This window comes from Streptomyces sp. NPDC033270 (genome assembly GCF_055576575.1).
In genome coordinates this window covers 51,238-70,977 of sequence record NZ_JBVIRA010000025.1, presented here as the reverse complement: position 1 = coordinate 70,977, position 19,740 = coordinate 51,238, and the positions used below count along the sequence as shown (strand labels likewise).

The window sequence follows — 19,740 nt, the reverse complement described above, 5'->3', positions numbered from 1 at the left end:
CGGCCGCCCCAGCATCCTCCAATTCCCCTCCACCGCAAGCACTTTGGCCCCTTCGGCCTTCTCCCTCCCGCTCACCCGACTCCACTCCACGCACTGGAAGTCACTGTAAGTGACGGCACTGACATCGCCGTGACGGAGCGTGGGACTCGGGCGGGGGCAGGCCCTAACGCCCCTTGGGGTCCTGGTTGCGGAAGGTGATCATCCGGTCGGGCTCGATGCGGGCCCACGGCAGCGCGCTCATCCAGCCGTCCCACGCCTCGCGCCCGTACACCCCGGTCAGGAACGACGCCAGGGCCTGGTCGTCCGCCGGGGACACCTCCCGGGCTCTGCCGTGCACCGTGATCTGCAGCCGCTCGCCGTCGATGACCGAGGCGGAAACGGCGGGGCGGGCGCGCAGGTGCCGGAACCGCAGCGAATCGGCGCCCGACCCGAAGTGGAGGCGCCCCCGGTAGAACAGTCCGTCGACCGGACCGACCCGGGGCTCGCCTCCGGCCGTCGTGGTGGCCAGCGCCATCACACGCATGGCGCCCATCTCGGCGACCACTCCGGCGGCGTCGAGGCGGCGCTCCTCGGTGACGATGGAGCGCAGGTGCGGGCCCGCCGCGGCGTAGGAGTCGTCGAGCAGGCGCTGTAACCAGGCAAGATCTTCCGGGCTCTCATGCATGGCACCAGGCTGTCAGACGGCGGGGCCGTGGTCCCTACTGCCGCACCACCTGGGCCACCGCCGCCTGGGGACGGATCGGGAGGCGGCCGATGGGGCGGCCGGTGGCGGCGCGGACCGCGGAGGCCACGGCGGCCGGAGAGGTGACCACCGGGACGGCGCTGGCGGGCTTGGCGCCGAAGGGGGCGACGACGTCGCGGTCCTCGACGAGCTTGACGATGCGGATGTCGGGGGCGTCCAGCGCGGTCGGCAGGGCGTAACCGGTCAGGTCGGGGTGGCGGACCTGGCCGCGGGTGGTGCGCAGGTTCTCCATCAGGGCGGCGCCCAGTCCCTGGGTGACGCCGGCCTCGATACGGGCCCGCAGCTGCCGCGGGTTGAGCACCCGGCCGACGTCCTGGGCGACGGACATCTCCACGACCCGGATGGTGCCCAGCTCGATGTCGACGTCGGCGACGCAGCGGATGGCGCAGAAGGCGAGGCCGACGAAGGCGTCACCCTGGCCCTCGTCGTCCAGCGGCTCGGTGGGGTGCGGGCGGCACTGGGCGGTGGCCCACAACTCCTTGCCGTCCAGGGCCTCCGCGACGGTGGTGCTGAGCACGCCGTCGTACGAAGTGATCTTGCCGTCGTTGATCTGGAGGAGTTCGGTGGACATCCCGAACTTGTGGGCCAGCGGCTGGAGGAGCTGGGTGCGGACCATCTTCGCGGCGCGCTCGACGGCGCCGCCGGAGACCCAGGTGTGCCGGCCGTGGCAGGCCGGGCCGGCCGGCGGCTGGTCGGTGTCGACGCCCGCGACGTGCACCTCCTCGACGCCGAGGGTCTCCTGGACGATCTGCCGCGCCAGGGTGGAGAAGCCCGAACCGGTCTCGACGGCGGCGCAGATGACGGTGGCGACCGAGCCGCTGACCTTGACGGTGGCGGTGGAGACCTCGTCGGTGCCCTCCGCGCCGAGCATGTGCACCATGCCCAGCGCGTAGCCGACGCCGCGGCGCACCGCGCCCGGCTCGCCGGCGCCCTCGGGGCCGCCCGGCAGCAGCCACTCGGCTTCGGGGGTGTCCTTGGGCAGTTCGGGAAGCGGTGCCTCCTTCACGGCGCGCAGGAGTTCGGCGACCGGGGCGGGGCAGGTGACCGTCTGGCCGGTGGGGAGCAGGTCGCCGGTGGCCATGACGTTGCGCAGCCGGATCTCGTCGGGCTCCAGGCCCAGACGGGCGGCCAGCTTGTCCATCTGGCCCTCGTAGGCGGCGCAGACCTGCATCGCGCCCTCGCCGCGTACGTGGCCGGAGGGCGGGTTGTTGGTGCGCACCGCCCAGCCGTCGACGACGGCGTGCGGGACGACGTACGGGCCGCAGGAGAAGGACACCGCGGCGGCGAGCGCGTCGGCGGAGGTGTCGGCGTAGGCGCCGGCGTCCATCAGGATCTGCGCCTCCACCTTGACCAGCTTGCCGTCGCCGTCCGCGTGGTGGCGGTAGCGCAGCAGCGTGGGGTGGCGGTGGGCGTGCGCGAGGAAGGACTCCTCGCGGGTGGCGGCGAGCTTGACGGGGCAGCCCGTGCGCAGCGCCAGCAGGCCGAGCGAGAGCTGGATGCCGGGGTCCTCGCGGTCGGCGGTGGCGCCGGGCACGCCGGTCACCACGACCTTGACCTGCTCCGGATCCAGGCCGAAGGAGGCGGCGGCCAGATCGCGGTCGGTGTGCGGGTCCGTGGAGGCGGTGTAGATCTCCACGCCGCCGTCGGGGCGCGGCACCGCGAGCCCGGCCTCGGCCCCGATGGGCGCCGGGTCCTGGCGGCCGATCCGGTAGAGCCCCTCGACCATCACCTCGCCCACGGCGTCGGCGTCGCCGAAGCGGAGCGGGATGTGCCGGATCAGGTTGCCGTCGGGGTGCAGCGGCTCGGCCTCGAAGGCGAGCTGGGGGTCGGTGACGGCTTCTTGGACCTCGTACTCGACGGCGATGGCGGCGGCGGCCAGCCGGGCCGTGTCGGGGTGGTCGGCGGCCACCGCGGCGATCGGCTCGCCGTGGTGGCGGACCTCGTCCTTGGCGAAGACCGGGCGGTCGGCGGTGCCCCGGCCGTGGCCCGCGTCCCCGGGGACGTCCTCGTGCGTGACGACGACGCGGACGCCCGGCATCTGTGCCGCGGGCGCGGTGTCGATGGACAGGATCCGGGCGCGCGGGTGCGGTGAGCGCAGCACCGCCGCCCACAGCAGTCCCTCGGCCCACAGGTCGGCGGCGTACGGGAAGGTGCCCTCGGTCTTCGCCGGGGCGTCGGCGGGCGGCAGGGAGACGCCCAGGCCGTGCGGCGGTGCCTCGACGGGGATCTGGTCGCCCGCCGCGAGGGTCGCGGTGACGGCACCTGCGCCATCGGACGTGCCGCTCATGCGGAGCCTCCCGTGTGCGGATCCTGGTGGTGCGGGGCGTGGCCCATGGGGTCGGCGGGGCCCGCCTGGTGGGGGATGCGGGCGGTGTCCGCCGGCGCCGCCCCGGCCGGTCCGTCCGCCTCGTCCGACGGGTCCTCCGCCTGGGCGTAGGCGGCCTCCGCGGCCTCCGCACGCTCCTTGACGACCTCCTCGACGGCGTCCAGCACCCCCCGGTAGCCGGAGCAGCGGCACAGGTTGCCGCACAGCGCCTTGCGGGTCTCCAGCTCGCTGGGGGCGTGGTTGCCCTCCAGCAGGTCGTGCACGGTCATCGCCATGCCCGGTACGCAGAAGCCGCACTGCACGGCACCGGAGGCGGCCAGCGCGCGCTGGACGTCGGAGGGCACGCCGTTTTGCGCGAGGCCCTCGACCGTGCGGACCTCGCTGCCCGCCGCGGTGGCCGCGGGCACCAGGCAGGACGCGACGAGCCGTCCGTCCACCTGGACCGAGCAGGCGCCGCACTCGCCCTGGGAGCAGCCGTCCTTGGCGCCGGCCAGGCCGAGGCGCTCGCGCAGCACGTACAGCAGCGACTCGCCGATCCAGGCGTCGGTGACCGGCCGGTCGATGCCGTTCACCCGCAGGACGTAGGAGGCGGCGGGGTGCTCGTCGTGGGCGTCGGCGGCCGCCACGGGGTCGTGGTCCGCGGCGGCGTCGGGCGCGGACGCGGGGGCCTCTGTGTCCGTGGGGCCGGTGGCGTCGGCGAGGGCCGCGCCCTCGTCGGCGGTGCCGGACGGCGCGGTGTCGCCGGTGGCGTCGGCGGGGCCCGCCGCGGCGGCGAGGTCGGCGCCGTCGCCTGGCTCCGCGGGCCCACCGTGGCCGGCGGAGTCGTCGGGCACGCCGGACGCCGCGGGGTCCGCGGACGCGTCGGAGGCCGGCTCGGCGGACGCCGCGGGGTCCGCGGACGCGTCGGAGGCCGGCTCGGCGGACGCCGCGGACTCGGCCACGCCGTCGCCCGGGGCGAACGCGCCGGACCGCTCCGGCCGTTCGCCCTCGGCCGCCGGGGCGTCCCATCCGCCGGCGCCGGCCGGGGCGGGCACGTCCGTCGCGGCGTCGTGCCGGTCCGCCGCCTCGGGCCGCGGCGCGGCGTCGGCGGCCGGCGGCCACTGGGCCAGCGCGTCGGCGGGCAGCGACCAGTGCCCGGTGGCGGAGCCGCCCGCGCCGTACGGGTCGCCGCCCGGCTCGGTGCCGTGGCCCGGGTGCGCCCCCGTGGCGTGGTCGTGGTCCGCGAGGCCGCCGCCGCGCGCGTACGGGTCGCCGGCGGGACCGCCGAACTGATCCGGCACCCCCCCGCCCTGCGGGGCCTCCTGCGCCGGCGTGGCGTGCGTCTGGGCCCCGCTGGTGGCGCTCAGTCCGGTGGTGAAGTTCCAGTGCCCCGTCTGGGCGGCCTCGGCGGGGTCCACGGCCTCGTACGCGCCGGCGCCCGGGTATCCGCCGCCCTGGTGGCCGGCGGCGCCACCGGGACCGGTGAGTCCCTGATGGCCCGTGTGACCCGGGTGGCCCGGATGCTCCGGGTGGCCCGGAAGGTCCGCCCGGCCGCCGGTAAGTCCCGTACGGCCCGTCAGGCCGCCGTCGCCGACCAGGTACTCGCCGGACTCCTCCAGGCCGTCGTCGGCCGCCGCCGGCACCGACCAGGTGCCGGTGCCGCCCGCCTCCGGGCTGCCCGCCACGGGCCAGTCCACCGGCTCGCCGCTCCACGGCCGGGTCGCCTCGGGCGCACCGCCCTGATAGCCCCCGGACGGGCCCTGGTGGGCCGCGGCGTCCATCTGGGCGGCGTACCCGGCGGAGGGGTCGGCGTATCCGGCCGAGGGGTCCGCGAACGGCATCGTCCACTGGCCGGTGGCCGCCGGGTCGGCGTCGGCCCCCGGGACCTGTGGCGCGGCGGTGTGCGAGGCGAAGGAGGACGGCGGGGTGTAGCCGTGGCCGGGCGCGGCGAGCGGGTCGGCGCCCGGGGTGTAGCCGGGCGTGCGGCGGCCGTAGATCCCGGTGGTGAAGCCCTCCGGGAGCTGCACGAAGGCCGTCGCCTCCGACTCGTACTCGCCGCCCTGCGGCAGCGGCTGCCAGCCCTGGTCGGGGTGCGGCTGCTGCGGGTTGCGGTGGTCTGCCTCGCTCATGCCGACACCTCACTTCGCTCGGCCTCGCACGCCGGCGGCGCGCACCTGCTGATGGTTCGCTCGGTGCACTCACTCACGACAGCGCCCTCCCCAGTGCGCGGCGGGCCAGGGCTGCCACCGTACGGCGCAGGTGCAGTGCGGCCGGCGGCAGGGCCGCCGGTTCCGAGCCGTCCTCCGGCGGTGCCGGGTCCGGGATGCAGGCGGCGGCGACGTAGTCGCCGAAGGCGGTCAGCGCCTCGGGGACCAGGCCGCGTTCGCCGTCCCAGTCGATGATCGAGGCCACCCACTGCTCGGCCTCCAGGGGGCGCAGCGGCATGGCGGCGACCGCGCCGACCGCGCAGCGCACACCGCGCCTGGCGGGGTCCAGGACCAGCGCGACCGAGGCGGTGGCGCGGCCGGGGCCGGTGCGTGCGGTGGCCTTGAGGAACGCCTGCGGGGCGTGCAGCAGCGGCACCCGTACGAAGCCGACGAGTTCGCCGGGGTGGAGCATCTCCCGGCCGGCCAGGAGGTGGCTGACCGGGATCTCGCGGCGGGCGCCTCCGGGGCCGGCGACGACCAGCGTGGCTTCCAGGGCGGCGAGCACCGGAAGGGTGTCGCCGGTGGGGGCGGAGCTGACGATGTTGCCGCCGAGGGTGCCGGCGTTGCGGATCTGCGGTGGGCCGGCCGCGCGGGCGGCGGCGGCCAGGCCCGGGATCAGGGCGGCGAAGTCGGGGCGTCCCATGCGGGCGAGGGTCAGTCCGGCGCCGAGCAGCGCATGGCCGTCGAGGTACTGCCAGCCGCGGATCTCGCTGATCCGGCCGAGGCCCACCAGGCCCGCGGGTCTGAGGAGTCCGGCGTTGACCGCCGCCATGAGATCGGTGCCGCCCGCGACGGGCACGGCGGCGGGCATGGCGGTGAGCGCCGCCACCGCCTCGTCGAGCGAGGCCGGCAACGTCACCCTGTGCGACGCGTGCGGTGCGTGCGTGGTCAAGCCAGCTGCCCCTTCCCCGGTGTCCCGGCAGTTCCGCTCCGCCGTACGGTACGTGCTCACTGCCCGGACGTGGCAACTCTGGCACATCTTCCCGGACCCTCGGTGCGAGGGTCCGCCAAGCGACGTTCCGTCCCCGAACGGGTTGCTGGTCCGGTTTCGTCCAGCGCCGCGAGGGCCGGGCATGCCGCCGCGGGCCGCGTCGGGCGGGGGCACGCCCCGTGTGGGGTGCCCGTGACGGCGAGGGCGGCGGCGCGGGGTCCGTCGTGGCGTACCCACCGTCCCAGGGTCCGGCCGCACGAGCGCTCCGCTTGCGCAGGGGCTCACACGTTTGGGGGCGCCCCGTCGATCGGGCGTCCGAGCACGCCGGGGCGTCTGTGCCAGGGGCGGGGGCCGCCGGGCGGGCGGTAGTCGACGCCCAGGGCGTCGAGGCGGGCGTAGTGGACGGCCATCCGCCGGGTGAAGTCCTGGTAGTCGCGGTCGGCCGGGGCCGGCAGCCGCGACCAGGCGACCTCGGCGAAGGCGGCCAGCCGCGGGAAGACCTGGTAGTCCAGGCGCGCCTGGGTGTCCATGACCTCGGTCCAGGCGTTCGCCTGGGTGCCCAGGACGTGCGCGGCCTGGTCGGCCGTCAGCTCGGGCGGCACCGGCTCGAAGCGGTAGACGTCCTCCAGGGTGCGCACGAAGCCGATCGGCACCGGCTCGTCGGGGCAGGAGTGCTGACGGTGGTCCAGATACACCTGCTGTTCGGGGCACATGACGACGTCGTGGCCGGATTTGGCCGCGGCGATCCCGCCCGCGTAGCCGCGCCAGGAGGACACGGCCGCGCCCTCGGCCAGGCCGCCTTCGAGGATCTCGTCCCAGCCGATCAGCCGCCGGCCGCGGTCGGCGAGCCAGCGGTCGAAGTGCCGCATGAACCAGCTCTGCAGCTCGTCCTCGCCGGCGAGGGAGAGTTCGGCGATCCTGGCCTGGGCGGTGGCGGAGGCCCGCCACTGGTCCTTGGGGCACTCGTCGCCGCCCAAGTGCACGAAGGCCGAGGGGAAGAGGCCGAGGACCTCGTCGAGGACGTGCTCGTAGAACCGCAGGACGTTGTCGGTGGGCGCCAGTACGTTGGGGTTGACGCCCCAGGTGTCCCAGACCTTCAGGGAGGTGGTGTCGATGACGTCGGTGTTGCCGAGTTCCGGGTACGCGGCGATGGCGGCCTGCGAGTGTCCGGGGATGTCGATCTCGGGGACGACGGTGATATGCCGCTGGGCGGCGTAGGCGACGATCTCGCGGATGTCGTCGTGGGTGTAGTAGCCGCCGTGCGGGCGCTCGTCCCAGAGGGGGGAGGCGCGGTGGCCGAGTTTGGTGCGCTCGCGCCAGGCGCCGGTCTCGGTCAGCTTGGGGTAGCGCCGGATCTCGATGCGCCAGCCCTGGTCGTCGGTCAGGTGCAGATGCAGGACGTTGAGCTTGTGGGCGGCGAGCAGGTCGAGGTAGCGCAGCACCCCGTCCTTGGGCAGGAAGTGCCGTGCGACATCGAGCAGCATGCCGCGCCAGCCGAAGCGGGGGGCGTCCTCGATGCTCTGCGGCGCCAGGGCGGCGACCGCCCGCGGGGTGAGCGGCGCCCGGCGGAAGGCCTGCGGGCCCAGGAGCTGACGCAGCGTCTGCGCTCCCCAGAAGACGCCGGCCGGGCCGCCGCCGGTGATGCGTACGCCCCAGCGGGCGTCGGCCTCCAGGCGGTAGCCCTCGGCCGGCAGGGCGCCGTCGAGGGCGAGGGCGAGGGTGTCGGTGGCCTCGGCGGAGCCGGACGGCAGCGGGAGGCCGAAGGCCGCGCCGAGGGTGGCGCGCAGCCAGCGCGCGGTGTCCTCGGTGCCGGGCGCGGCGGCCAGCGCGGTGTCCTCGCCGAGGCGGACGGCGCCGAGGCCGGGGCCGTCGACGCTCAGCGGGGCCGGGATCAGGCCGCCGCCAGGTCCGGTGGGGATGTCCGTGTCCGTGTCCGGCATACCGTCAGCCCTTCACCGCGCCGCCCAGGCCCGAGACCGGTCGGCGCTGTCACGAGTACGAAGAAGACCAGCACGGGGATGGTCGTGTCGTCACGGTCGATGCTGCCACGATCCCGCCCCCGTCGTTGCCGTCCGGCCGGAAGAAGACCGGCGGCGCACCCGCATCCGCGTGCGGACCGTCAACTGCCCACGGAGTTCAAGCCCTGGGCTTGCCGTACGCCCAACAGGCCGCCCCCGTAAGGCGGGCGTCGCCGCACGGGCCGTCTCTCCAGGGGGTCGCCGCCGTCCGCCCGCTCCGTCCCGGGAGCGAGGACGGGCCCGGGTCCACGAGGGACCCGGGCCCGTAGCCACCGCGGGGCGGCGCCGCCACCGCCCGGCCGGGGGCCGGGTCGTGCGGCCACTGCCGCTGTCCGGGCGGGACGGCGCGCGGCTGCTACTTCTTGCCGCCGTCCTTGCCGCCCTTGTCCTTGTCGCCACCGGCGCCCATGGACTCGAAGATCTCCTTGCACATGGGGCAGACCGGGTACTTCTTCGGGTCGCGACCCGGGACCCAGACCTTGCCGCACAGCGCCACGACGGGGGTACCGTCGAGCGCGCTCGCCATGATCTTGTCCTTCTGGACGTAGTGGGCGAAGCGCTCGTGGTCGCCGTCGCCGTGCGACACCTGCGGTGTCGGCTCTACGAGGGTCCCCGTACCTGCCCCGCGCTCGGGCTCAAGAGTGCTCATAACTGCCAAGGGTACTCACGCCCGCCGCAACCCGGGAGCGTCGGCCCGCCGCCAGGTGGAGCACGAGACCCGCCGCCGCCACCCCGGCGGCCGCCCACGGCAGCGCGTACGGAGCCAGCCCCGCTCCGAGCGCCAGCCCGCCGAGCGCCGAGCCCACCGCGCTGCCCAGATAGAGCGCCGAGTTGTTCAGCGCGAGGGCGACCGTGCCGCGCTCTCCGGCCACCTCCAGCAGCCGGTGCTGCTGGGGCACCTGCGCCGCCCAGCCCGCCGCGCCCCACGCCACCAGCGCCACCACCGCGCCGGGCAGCGCCGCGGCGGCCAGCGACGGCAGCAGCGCCTGTGCCACGACGATGGTCACCAGCACCCCGGCGACCAGCGCCCGGGTCGCTCCCGTACGGTCCACCAGCGGCCCGGCCAGCACGCTGCCCAGCACCCCGCCGGCGCCCCAGGCCCACAGGTACGGGGCCACCTCGCCGACGCCGCCCGCCGCGGCCAGCACCGGCGCGAGGTAGGTGTACAGCCCGAGGCTGGCCACGGCGGCCAGGAAGGACACCCCGACGACCGGCGCCACCGCGCGGTCCGCGATGGCCGCCAGCCGGGCGCGCACCGGCACCGCGGGCTGCGCCGGGACCTGCGGCAGCAGCGCCGCCAGACCGGCGAGCGCGACCGCGCCGAGGCCGGTGAGCAGCCACATCGTGGCCCGCCAGCCGGTGTGCTCGGCCAGCAGTACCCCGATCGGCACGCCGAGTACGGTGCCCGCGCTCATCCCGCCCATCACCAGGGCCAGCGCCCGCCCGCGCCGCCCGTCCGGCGCCAGCGCGGCGGCCGCGGCGGTGGACAGCGCCGAGTAGACCCCGGCGCCGGCGCCCGCGATCGCCCGGGCGGCCAGCAGCGTGCCCAGCGAGGGGGCGAGGGCCGTGGCGCCGTTGCCGAGGGTGAAGACCGCCAGCGCGACCAGGATCAGCGGCCGGGGCCGTACGCCGGAGAGCAGCCCGGCGACCAGCGGCGCGCAGATCGCGTACGCCAGCGTGAAGACCGTCACCAGCTGGCCCGCCAGCGACACCCGGGTACCGATGTCGTCCGCGAGGACCGGCAGCAGTCCGGCCATCACATACGCGTCCAGGCCGAGGGTGAACGCCCCCAGCGTCAGCAGCCAGACCTTGCGCACCGTGCTCATCTCCCGTGATCGTCCGGAGCGCTGGGTTTTCCACGCGCCCCGGGGTGAACCGACGAGAAAAACGTAGGGAGTCTCCGGATGGCCGGGGAAATGCCCGGTGAGGAGTACTTATGCTGGGGCGGCATGAATGACGACAGCGCGCACCGCGACGCCACAGGCGCTGCGGACCCGGCCCCCGGCTCGTCCCCCGGTCCCGCCCTCGACCCCTTCTGCGACCGCGCCCTCGACGGCATCGAGCTGCGGCATCTGCGCGGCTTTCTCGCCGTCGCGGAGGAGCGCAGCTTCACCCACGCCGCCGACCGGCTGCGGATCGGCCAGCCCGCGCTGACCCGGACCGTCCGGGCGCTGGAGACCACGCTCGGCGCCCGGCTGCTGGACCGTACGACCCGCCGGGTCGACCTCACCGACGCCGGCCGCCGGCTCTACACCGACCTCGCCCCGCTGCTCCCCCGGCTGGCCCTCGCGCTCCGCTCGCCCACCGGGCCGTCGATCCTGCGACTGGGCTTCACCGCGCTGCTGCCCGCCGCCTGCACCGCGCTGGCCGCGGCCTTCGAGGCGGCGACCGGGGCCGGGGTGCGGCTGGTGCGCCGCGACGCCGCGCTCGCCGGGCTGGAGAGCGGGGAGTCGGACATCGTGGTGCTGCGCGGTGAGGTGCCCCAGGACGCCGGGCTGCGCACCGCGGTCCTGCTCCACGAGCCGCGGGTCGCCGCCCTGCCCCGTACCCCCTTCCCCGCGCCAAACCGCGGCGGCACCCGTACGCCGGGCCTTTCGCCGGGCCGCCCCGGGGGCAAGGGCTTCACCGGCGCGCAGCAGGACGCCCTCCGGGCGGTGGCCCGCCGCCGGGTGCTGGACTGGGACGAGCTGGCCGGGCTGCCGCTGGTGGTCAACACCGTCACCGGCAGCACCCGGCCCGAGCTCTGGCCCGCGGACCGGCGCCCTCGCCTGGCCTGTACCGCGGGGAACTTCGACGAGTGGCTGGAGGCGGTCGCCGCCGGGCACGGTGTCGGAGTGGCTCCGGAGCCGGTGGCCGAGCGCCATACGCACCCCGGCATCCGCTACGTACGCCTGAAGAACGCGCCCGCCGTGCCCGTCCATCTGGTGCTGCCCGCCCGCGACGCCCATCCGCTCGCCGAGCGGTTCCTCGCCCTGGCGACCCGGTGACCCGGCAGGCCCGGCGGCCCCGGTACGCCCGGCAGGCCCGTTACGACGCGACCGAGACCCCGCCCCGGTCGCCGGCCGTCAGGCCCAGCTGCGCGGCGAAGGCCAGCGCGGCCTCCGGCCGGACCTCGTACCAGGAATCCTTGTCGCAGACCGCGTCCAGCAGCGCCGCGACGTCCCCCGCGCCGACCGTGCGGGCCTCGGCCGCGGCGAGGAAGGCGTGCACCGCGGGTGCCGCGTCCCGCTCGGTCTCGGTGAGCGCCACGAGGTCCTCCACGATCTTCGCCACCGCGGCGTCCCCCGGCGCGACCCAGCTCATGGCCATCGCCAGGCCGTCGTCCGGCAGCTGGGCGGGGTACGGCGCGCGGGCCCAGGCGCCGTCCTGCCACCAGTAGACGAACCCGAGGAGATTGCCCTCGGCGTCCTCGCGCAACCGCTCCCAGGGCAGCCACGCGGGGCCGCCGGCCAGGAAGTCGATCTGCCGGCCCCCGCTGTGCGTATGGCTGCCGTCCGCGTCCTGGCCGCACAGCACCGCCCGGCCGTCGGGGCACGGCGTCAGCCGCCACCAGTAGCTGCCGCCGGCGTTCCAGCACTGCAGCCCCTTCTCGCCCCAGGAGAACTCGTCCCCGTCGTCCATGGCGGCCGCCACCACCGCCAGCGTCGCGGCGCGCGCCCAGAGCCGCTCCGGGCGGTCCAGGTCCTCGGGCACACTCGGCCTGTGCATGGCGCTCTCCCCCGTCGTCCAGCGCGGCCCCGCCGACGCGGCCGCGCACCGTCCCCTGCCGACTCGAACCATAGCGACGAGGACTGACAATTCCCCATGACGAAGCCGTCACAATAATCCAGCGCTCAACAAAATTCCGGTCCGCGCCCGACCGTTCACCCGTCCGTGCGCCCGGCGCTCAGTTCAGGGACGGATCGTCCGGATACGTCGCGACCATCGCCAGCTCGTTGCGCTGGCGCCGCAGCACCGCGCGCCACAGCTGCTCGGGGTCGGGCGAGGAGACGTCGCCGGGCTCGGACTCGACCACGTACCAGGCGCCCTCCACCAGCTCGTCCTCCAGCTGGCCCGGCCCCCAGCCCGCGTAGCCGGCGAAGATCCGCAGGCTGCCGAGGACCGCCGCGAGGAGTTCGGGCGGCGCCTCCAGGTCGACCAGGCCGATCGCGCCGTGCACCCTGCGCCAGCCCAGCGGCTCGTCACCCGACTGCAGGCCGGTGCGGTCCGCGGCCTGCACACCGGCCGTCTCCTCGCCGTCGCCGGCCGGTCGTGCGCCGCCGTCCGCGGGCGCGGCGCCGCCCTCACCGGACAGGCCGCCGGGCACCACGGCCACGCCGAGCGCCGAGTCCAGCGACACCGGGCCGCCCTGGAAGACCACGCCCGGCTCACCGGCCAGCGCGGCCCAGGGCGCGAGGATGTCCGCGACGCCGACCGGCGTGGGGCGGTTGAGGACCACGCCGAGGGAGCCCTCCTCGTCGTGGTCGAGGAGCAGCACCACCGCGCGGTCGAAGTTCGGATCGGCGAGCGCGGGCGTCGCGACGAGCAGCCGGCCTGTGAGCGAGGACACCTCGGTCATGGGCACATGATCCCGCACTTCCGGCCGAAGCGGGGAGTCAAAGCCCCAGGCCGCGCGAAAGCAGGGCAGGGCGTACGGCGGCAGCGCCGGGCGCACGCCGTTTCCCGCCGGCGGCCGCCGCTCGCCACCCGGCCGGACATTAAGGGCATTCAGTGACGCTTCACCCATAAGGCGATTACGAATCAAAGGCGGACCGTAGCGGAGTGTGTTGTGACAAAGCCATTACATGCTCAGAGCCTGCACGGGCCTACGGACACACCCCCGGCCGCCCTTACCATTTCTGCTTGGCCCTGCCCGTCTCCAGGAACGCGAGATCCATGACCGTCTCTACTGACGACGTACTGCTTGTCCACGGCGGCACCCCGCTGGAGGGCGAGATCCGGGTTCGCGGTGCGAAGAACCTCGTACCCAAGGCCATGGTCGCCGCCCTGCTCGGCAGCGGTCCCAGCCGGCTGCGCAACGTCCCCGACATCCGGGACGTCCGCGTGGTGCGCGGGCTGCTGCAGCTGCACGGCGTCACGGTCCGCCCGGGTGACGAGCCCGGCGAGCTGGTCCTCGACCCCTCGCACGTGGAGAGCGCCAACGTCGCCGACATCGACGCGCACGCCGGCTCCTCGCGGATCCCGATCCTCTTCTGCGGCCCGCTGCTGCACCGCCTCGGCCACGCCTTCATCCCGGGCCTGGGCGGCTGCGACATCGGCGGCCGGCCGGTGGACTTCCACTTCGACGTGCTGCGCCAGTTCGGCGCGAAGATCGAAAAGCGCGCCGACGGGCAGTACCTCGAGGCCCCGCAGCGGCTGCGCGGCTGCAAGATCCGTCTGCCCTACCCGTCGGTCGGCTCGACCGAGCAGGTGCTGCTGACGGCCGTCCTGGCCGAGGGCGTCACCGAGCTGTCGAACGCCGCCGTGGAGCCGGAGATCGAGGACCTGATCTGCGTACTGCAGAAAATGGGCGCGATCATCTCCATGGACACCGACCGGACGATCCGGATCACCGGTGTCGACAAGCTCAACGGCTACACCCACCGCGCCCTCCCCGACCGCCTGGAGGCCGCCTCCTGGGCGTCCGCGGCGCTGGCCACCGAGGGCAACATCTACGTCCGCGGCGCGCAGCAGCGGTCGATGATGACCTTCCTCAACACCTTCCGCAGGGTCGGCGGCGCCTTCGAGATCGACGACGAGGGCATCCGCTTCTGGCACCCGGGCGGCTCGCTCAACGCCATCGCCCTGGAGACCGACGTCCACCCCGGTTTCCAGACCGACTGGCAGCAGCCCCTGGTGGTCGCGCTGACCCAGGCGTCGGGGCTGTCGATCGTCCACGAGACGGTCTACGAGTCCCGGCTCGGCTTCACCTCCGCGCTCAACCAGATGGGCGCGCACATCCAGCTCTACCGCGAGTGCCTGGGCGGCTCCGCCTGCCGCTTCGGCCAGCGCAACTTCCTGCACTCCGCGGTCGTCAGCGGCCCGACCCGGCTCCAGGGCGCCGACCTGGTCATCCCCGACCTGCGCGGCGGCTTCTCGTACCTGATCGCGGCGCTCGCCGCCCAGGGCACCTCCCGGGTCCACGGCATCGACCTGATCAACCGCGGCTACGAGAACTTCATGGAGAAGCTGGTCGAGCTCGGCGCCAAGGTGGAACTGCCGAACGGCGCGCTGCGCAACTGAGCGGCCCGCCGGCCGACGCACCGAAGGGGCGGTCACCCGAGCCGGGTGGCCGCCCCTGGTGCGTCCCGGGAGGCCCGGGCGGTTGCGGGTGCGACGGGTCGAACGCCGCCGCGCGCGGCGCCCCCCGGCCGGTGAGAACCGCGGTACGCCGCACCGCGGCCCCGGCTGCCCCCGGTGGCCGTCGCCTCCACGGCGCCCGCCCTGGCACCCCCAGGCGGCCGTGGCGGCCTCTGAGGGGCGCGTCCGGCGCCGCTCCCGCAGCACGCACAAGGGCGGCCACCCCTGGAAGGGATGGCCGCCCTGTTGTGCCGGTGCGGAGGGCCTTACTTGCCCTTGGCGGCTTCCTTGAGCTTGGAGCCCGCGGAGACCTTCACGCTGTAGCCGGCCGGGATCTGGATCGGGTCGCCGGTCTGCGGGTTGCGCGCGGTGCGAGCGGCACGGTGGGTGCGCTCGAAGGTGAGGAAGCCGGGGATGGTGACCTTCTCGTCGCCCTTGGCGACAACCTCGCCGGTCACCTCGGCGAGGGCGGCCAGAACGGCGTCGGCGTCCTTGCGGGTCACCTCGGCGCGATCGGCCAGAGCGGCCACCAGCTCACTGCGGTTCATGTTTGTACTCCCGTGTTCTTCTTGCCAATGAGGCGTGCCACGCGGCATTGGCCGCATGTAGGGCACAGCGAAGCCGATGCTGCCAGGGTCCTCGGACACTTTCCGGACCCAGGTCTGGTGCCAGACCCTCTCGCCCGGTTACGCATCCTGCCCCTACCTGCGGCGGTAAAGCCAATCCGGCACCCAGCAGGGTCACACGAAAAGCGCCACTGGCTGCACCTGGTGACGCTCCGTGCCGTTCCCGCTTCGTACCGGCCCCAGAAGACGGCGGCCACACACTGCCCGCCACCCTATGGGGCCCCCAACGAGGGCGTGTCGTGCGACGCGCCGTTCTCAGACCGCCGTGGTGGCCGTCACAGCGCCGTCGCCGCTCTTGGCCGCGTCGCGCACCGCCCCGGCCACCGCGCCCGCGACCTTCTCGTTGAAGACGCTGGGGATGATGTAGTTCGGGTTGACCTCGTCCTCCAGGACGACGTCCGCGAGGGCGCCGGCCGCGGCCAGCATCATCTCGGTGTTCACCGTACGGGAGTGGGCGTCGAGCAGGCCCCGGAAGACGCCGGGGAACACCAGGACGTTGTTGATCTGGTTGGGGAAGTCGGAGCGGCCGGTGGCCACCACGGCGGCGGTCTGCCGGGCGATGGCGGGGTCGACCTCGGGGTCGGGGTTGGCAAGTGCGAACACGATCGCGCCGTCGGCCATCTTCGCGACGTCGTCGCCGTCCAGGACGTTGGGCGCGGAGACGCCGATGAAGACGTCCGCGCCGACCACGGCCTCCTTCAGGGTGCCGGTGACGCCCTCGGGGTTGGTGTTGTCGGCGATCCAGCGCAGCGGCGAGTCGGGGTCGGCGTCGACCAGGTCCGTACGGCCGGCGTGCACCACGCCGTGGATGTCGGCGACGACGGCGTGCCGGACGCCGGCGGCGAGCAGCAGCTTGAGGATGGCGGTGCCGGCCGCGCCGGCGCCGGACATCACGACGCGGACGTCCTCGATCTTCTTGCCGACCACGCGCAGCGCGTTGGTGAGCGCGGCGAGCACCACGATGGCGGTGCCGTGCTGGTCGTCGTGGAAGACCGGGATGTCCAGGGCCTCGCGCAGCCGCGCCTCGATCTCGAAGCAGCGGGGCGCGGAGATGTCCTCGAGGTTGATGCCGGCGAAGCCGGGGGCGATGGCCTTGACGATCTCCACGATGGCGTCGGAGTCCTGGGTGTCCAGGCAGATCGGCCAGGCGTCGATGCCGGCGAAGCGCTTGAAGAGGGCCGCCTTGCCCTCCATGACGGGCAGCGCGGCCTTGGGGCCGATGTTGCCCAGGCCCAGCACCGCGGAGCCGTCGGTGACCACCGCGACGCTGTTGCGCTTGATGGTCAGGCGGCGGGCGTCCTCGGGGTTGTCGGCGATGGCCTGGCAGACCCGGGCGACGCCGGGGGTGTAGATCATGGACAGGTCGTCGCGGTTGCGGATGGGGTGCTTCGACGACATCTCGATCTTGCCGCCGAGGTGCATCAGGAACGTACGGTCGGAGACCTTGCCGAGCGAGACGCCCTCGATGCCTCGCAGCTGCTCGACGATCTCGTCGGCGTGGGCGGTGGAGGTCGCCGCGATGGTGACGTCGATGCGGAGCTTCTCATGTCCGGACGCGGTGACGTCGAGGCCGGTCACCGAGCCTCCGTGGGACTCTACGGCCGTGGTGAGCTGGGAGACCGCGGTTCCGCTCGCGGGCACCTCCAGCCGGACCGTCATCGAGTAGGAGACGCTGGGCGCCGTTGCCATGGCCGACTTCCTCTGCTTTCACCGTGTCGCTGGATCGCGTCCGATCGTCGCACCTACCGCCGAGTACGTGGTAGCCGCCCCGTATTGCGAACGTTTTGTTCGCAGGCACTGGGCGGGACCGGAAAACTTCTTCCACCATACGAGAGATGATCGTGCGGGCGGAACCCCTTCGGCGCAGGCGTGAGCACCGCCACGCGAAAACGGCTGCGGGCGCCTCTCCCTGTGGAGAGGCGCCCGCAGCCGACGTTGGCGACACCGACCCGCCATGCTCGCCTCGCGGCAAGTGGTCGCTCGTAGCGACGATGGTTGGGCCCGGGGGCTTGGATCGAGCCGGTGCCGTCACCCAGGCTAACAAACCATCTCCGGAAGCGAATCCCGTCGTGGGGCACCGATTTCCAAGACCGCCCGTACGGCGGTCCGCCCCCGGCCCTTTCAGTCCCGCAGCAGGTCCGGCACCCCCGCCGCGTCCGGCTCGTCGCGCCCGGCGGAGAGCACGGTCAGCTGCTGGGTGGCCCGGGTGAGCGCCACATAGAGCACCCGCAGGCCGGCCGGGGACTCGTCGGCGATCTCGGCCGGCGAGACCACCAGCGTGGCGTCGTACTCCAGGCCCTTGGCCTCCAGGGAGCCCAGCGCCACCACCCGCTCGCCCAGCGGGGCCAGCCAACGGCGGGCCTGCTCGCGGCGGTTCATCGCCACCACGACGCCGACCGTGCCGTCCACCTCGCCCAGCAGCCGCTCGGCCTGTGCCACCGTGGCGCGCGCCAGCGATCCGTCGTCGTCGCGGCCAGCCCCCTGCCCGTCCCCGGCGACCGCGAAGCGGGGCTCGACGCCCGTGGAGCGGACCGCCTTCGGCGACTGCATGCCGGGCATCGCCAGCGCCAGCACCTTGCCGGCCAGGTCGGCGATCTCCGCGGGGTTGCGGTAGTTCACGGTGAGCGTGAAGCGGCGGCGCGGGCGGGTGCCGAGCGCCTCGCGGCGCGCGAGGTCGGCCTCGTCCGGATCGGACCACGACGACTGCGCCGGGTCGCCGACGACGGTCCAGGTGGCGTGCCGGCCACGGCGGCCGACCATCCGCCACTGCATCGGCGTCAGGTCCTGCGCCTCGTCGACGATGACATGGGCGTAGTCGGTGCGCTCCTCCTCCAGCCGCTCGCGCCGGCCGCGGCCGGCGCCGCTGCGGTCCGCGAAGGTCGTCAGCTCCTCCAGGCCCGTCAGGTGGTCCAGCGGGTCGGCCTCGCGCGGGCGGGGCGGGCGTGCGGGCGCACCGAGGATCAGCTGCAGCTCGTCCAGCAGGGCGACGTCGTGCACCGACAGCGGGCCCTGGCCGCGGTCGTCCAACCGCCGCAGGGAGCGGGCGAGTTGGCGCACCTCGCGCGGGTTGAGCAGGCGGCGCGCCCAGCGGCCCAGCAGCCGTTCGTCGGCCATCGACGCCAGGACCGCGCGCGGGGTCAGCTCCGGCCACCAGGACTGGAGGAACTCCTGGAAGTCCGCCTCGGTGGTGAGGTCCTCGTCGAAGCCCTCACGGGCCTCGGCGGCCAGCTCGGGGTCGGTGTAGCGGCGGCCGGCGCCCGACTTGGCCCACAGGGCGTCCAGGATCAGCCGGCGGGCGCGCGGGCGCAGCAGGTTGACCGGGGCGGTGCCGCCGAGGGCCGACTGCCGGATGGCGTGCAGTTCGTCGGCGTCCAGCTCGATGCGGGCGCCGAAGGCGACGACCCGCAGCCGGGCCGGGGCGGGCCGCGCGGCGGCGCCGCGGCTGCGGCGGCCCGACCCGGCCCCGGGGGCGGGTGCGGGTGTGGCCAGGTCCTCCAGGGACAGCTGGGTGTCCCCCGCGGCGGCGGGCGCCGGCCCGGCCGCCGGTGCCGCCAGCTCCAGCGCCCCGCGGGCGGCCTTGCGCAGCAGCTTCTGCATCCGCGAGGAACCCTTGATACGGGCCACCGCCGGCGGGTCGTAGGCGGTGGCCTCGGCCCCGTCGACCAGCGAGCCCAGCGCCCGGATGGCCACCTGGCCCTCCTCGCCGAGGGACGGCAGCACGCCTTCGGTGTAGGCGACCAGCAGCGGCGTCGGGGAGACGATCAGGATGCCGCCCGCGTAGCGGCGCCGGTCCTGGTAGAGGAGGTAGGCGGCGCGGTGCAGGGCGACCGCGGTCTTGCCGGTGCCGGGCCCGCCCTCGACCTCGGTGACGGAGGCGGCGGGGGCGCGGATGACCATGTCCTGCTCGGCCTGGATGGAGGCGACGATGTCGCGCATGGTGTGGCTGCGGGCCCGACCGAGCGCCGCCATCAGCGCGCCGTCGCCGATCGCCGGCAGCTCCCGGCCGTCCAGCGTCGCGGTGACCTCCGGGCGCATCAGATCATCTTCGACGCCGAGGACCCTGCGGCCCTTGGAGCGGATCACGCGCCGGCGCACGACCCGGCCGGGGGCGACCGGGGTGGCGCGGTAGAAGGGCGCGGCGGCCGGCGCCCGCCAGTCGATGACCAGCGGGGAGTAGTCCGCGTCGAGCACGCCGAGGCGGCCGATGTGCAGCGTCTCGGCGATCGCGGCGCGGTTGTCCTCGATGGCGCCGTCGGCGGGCTCGACGGAGGTGTAGGCGCCGTCCGGGCCCTTCTTGCCGTCCTTGCCGAGGAGCAGGTCGATCCGGCCGAAGAGGAAGTCCTCGTACTCGGAATTGAGGCGGTGGAGATGGACGCCGGCCTGGAAGACCTGCGCGTCGCGCTCGGCGAGCGCGCCGGGCGTGCCGACCTGGCCGCGCTTGGCGGCGTCGTCCATCAGGAACTCCGCCTCGTGGATCTTCTCCTCAAGGCGCCGGTAGACGCGGTCCAGGTGCGTCTGCTCGGCTTCGATCTCGCGGTCGCGAACGGAATCCGATGCGTGATCCGGTGCGTGCGTGGCGTTCTGCGCGGCCACCCAGGCCCCCTTCTGCTGTGCGTAGGGCAGCCGTCAACC

The 19,740-nt window shown here is 74.7% G+C and carries 14 protein-coding genes and 1 pseudogene; 2 read left to right on the top strand and 13 right to left on the bottom strand.

Annotation, left to right across the window (positions count from 1 at the left end; all coding sequences use genetic code 11):
* Nucleotides 1-163: 163 nt before the first annotated feature.
* The 8 genes and pseudogenes from ACZ5XZ_RS29730 to ACZ5XZ_RS29695 form a co-directional block, all read right to left on the bottom strand.
* Nucleotides 164-664, bottom strand: coding sequence for a pyridoxamine 5'-phosphate oxidase family protein (locus ACZ5XZ_RS29730; RefSeq protein WP_468983428.1), 501 nt, complete (start codon nucleotides 662-664; stop codon nucleotides 164-166).
* 34 nt (nucleotides 665-698) lie between these two features.
* Entirely contained in the window at nucleotides 699-3,029 is a 2,331-nt protein-coding gene (locus ACZ5XZ_RS29725) for a xanthine dehydrogenase family protein molybdopterin-binding subunit (protein ID WP_468983425.1), read from the bottom strand.
* The gene (locus ACZ5XZ_RS29720) at nucleotides 3,026-5,176 is read right to left on the bottom strand and encodes a (2Fe-2S)-binding protein (RefSeq protein WP_468983423.1); all 2,151 of its coding nucleotides are present in this window, start codon (nucleotides 5,174-5,176) and stop codon (nucleotides 3,026-3,028) included. The genes ACZ5XZ_RS29725 and ACZ5XZ_RS29720 overlap by 4 nt, the downstream gene beginning before the upstream one ends.
* Nucleotides 5,177-5,249: 73 nt before the next feature.
* Entirely contained in the window at nucleotides 5,250-6,146 is an 897-nt protein-coding gene (locus tag ACZ5XZ_RS29715) for an FAD binding domain-containing protein (RefSeq protein WP_468983420.1), read from the bottom strand.
* Nucleotides 6,147-6,466: 320 nt separating this feature from the next.
* The gene (locus tag ACZ5XZ_RS29710) at nucleotides 6,467-8,125 is read right to left on the bottom strand and encodes a beta-N-acetylhexosaminidase (RefSeq protein WP_468983418.1); all 1,659 of its coding nucleotides are present in this window, start codon (nucleotides 8,123-8,125) and stop codon (nucleotides 6,467-6,469) included.
* A 4-nt stretch (nucleotides 8,126-8,129) separates the two neighbouring features.
* Nucleotides 8,130-8,273, bottom strand: a pseudogene (locus ACZ5XZ_RS29705) (carbohydrate ABC transporter permease); the annotation flags it as partial.
* A gap of 285 nt (nucleotides 8,274-8,558) precedes the next feature.
* Nucleotides 8,559-8,852, bottom strand: a complete 294-nt coding sequence (locus ACZ5XZ_RS29700; RefSeq protein ID WP_026169910.1) for a DUF3039 domain-containing protein — start codon at nucleotides 8,850-8,852, stop codon at nucleotides 8,559-8,561.
* The gene (locus tag ACZ5XZ_RS29695; RefSeq protein WP_468983415.1) at nucleotides 8,839-10,029 is read right to left on the bottom strand and encodes an MFS transporter; all 1,191 of its coding nucleotides are present in this window, start codon (nucleotides 10,027-10,029) and stop codon (nucleotides 8,839-8,841) included. The genes ACZ5XZ_RS29700 and ACZ5XZ_RS29695 overlap by 14 nt, the downstream gene beginning before the upstream one ends.
* Before the next feature lie 123 nt (nucleotides 10,030-10,152).
* Here ACZ5XZ_RS29695 and ACZ5XZ_RS29690 point away from each other — a divergent pair, with 123 nt between their 5' ends.
* Nucleotides 10,153-11,190 (top strand): LysR family transcriptional regulator, encoded by a 1,038-nt coding sequence (locus ACZ5XZ_RS29690; RefSeq protein WP_468983413.1) that lies wholly within the window; start codon nucleotides 10,153-10,155, stop codon nucleotides 11,188-11,190.
* A 40-nt stretch (nucleotides 11,191-11,230) separates the two neighbouring features.
* Here ACZ5XZ_RS29690 and ACZ5XZ_RS29685 read toward each other — a convergent pair whose 3' ends face one another.
* Nucleotides 11,231-11,911, bottom strand: a complete 681-nt coding sequence (locus tag ACZ5XZ_RS29685) for a hypothetical protein (protein ID WP_468983411.1) — start codon at nucleotides 11,909-11,911, stop codon at nucleotides 11,231-11,233.
* A gap of 178 nt (nucleotides 11,912-12,089) precedes the next feature.
* Nucleotides 12,090-12,761, bottom strand: a complete 672-nt coding sequence (locus tag ACZ5XZ_RS29680; protein ID WP_384437842.1) for a YqgE/AlgH family protein — start codon at nucleotides 12,759-12,761, stop codon at nucleotides 12,090-12,092.
* 317 nt (nucleotides 12,762-13,078) lie between these two features.
* Between ACZ5XZ_RS29680 and murA the strand changes: the two genes are divergently transcribed.
* Complete coding sequence (gene murA, locus ACZ5XZ_RS29675; protein ID WP_468983408.1) at nucleotides 13,079-14,425, top strand: UDP-N-acetylglucosamine 1-carboxyvinyltransferase; 1,347 nt, start codon at nucleotides 13,079-13,081, stop codon at nucleotides 14,423-14,425.
* 323 nt (nucleotides 14,426-14,748) lie between these two features.
* Here murA and ACZ5XZ_RS29670 read toward each other — a convergent pair whose 3' ends face one another.
* The 3 genes from ACZ5XZ_RS29670 to ACZ5XZ_RS29660 all read right to left on the bottom strand — a co-directional run bounded on the left by ACZ5XZ_RS29670 (nucleotide 14,749) and on the right by ACZ5XZ_RS29660 (nucleotide 19,701).
* The gene (locus ACZ5XZ_RS29670) at nucleotides 14,749-15,030 is read right to left on the bottom strand and encodes an HU family DNA-binding protein (protein ID WP_006605312.1); all 282 of its coding nucleotides are present in this window, start codon (nucleotides 15,028-15,030) and stop codon (nucleotides 14,749-14,751) included.
* 333 nt (nucleotides 15,031-15,363) lie between these two features.
* On the bottom strand, nucleotides 15,364-16,797 hold the full coding sequence (locus ACZ5XZ_RS29665) for an NAD-dependent malic enzyme (protein ID WP_468983406.1): 1,434 nt from the start codon (nucleotides 16,795-16,797) through the stop codon (nucleotides 15,364-15,366).
* Nucleotides 16,798-17,229: 432 nt separating this feature from the next.
* Nucleotides 17,230-19,701, bottom strand: coding sequence for a HelD family protein (locus ACZ5XZ_RS29660; RefSeq protein ID WP_468983404.1), 2,472 nt, complete (start codon nucleotides 19,699-19,701; stop codon nucleotides 17,230-17,232).
* Nucleotides 19,702-19,740: the final 39 nt, after the last annotated feature.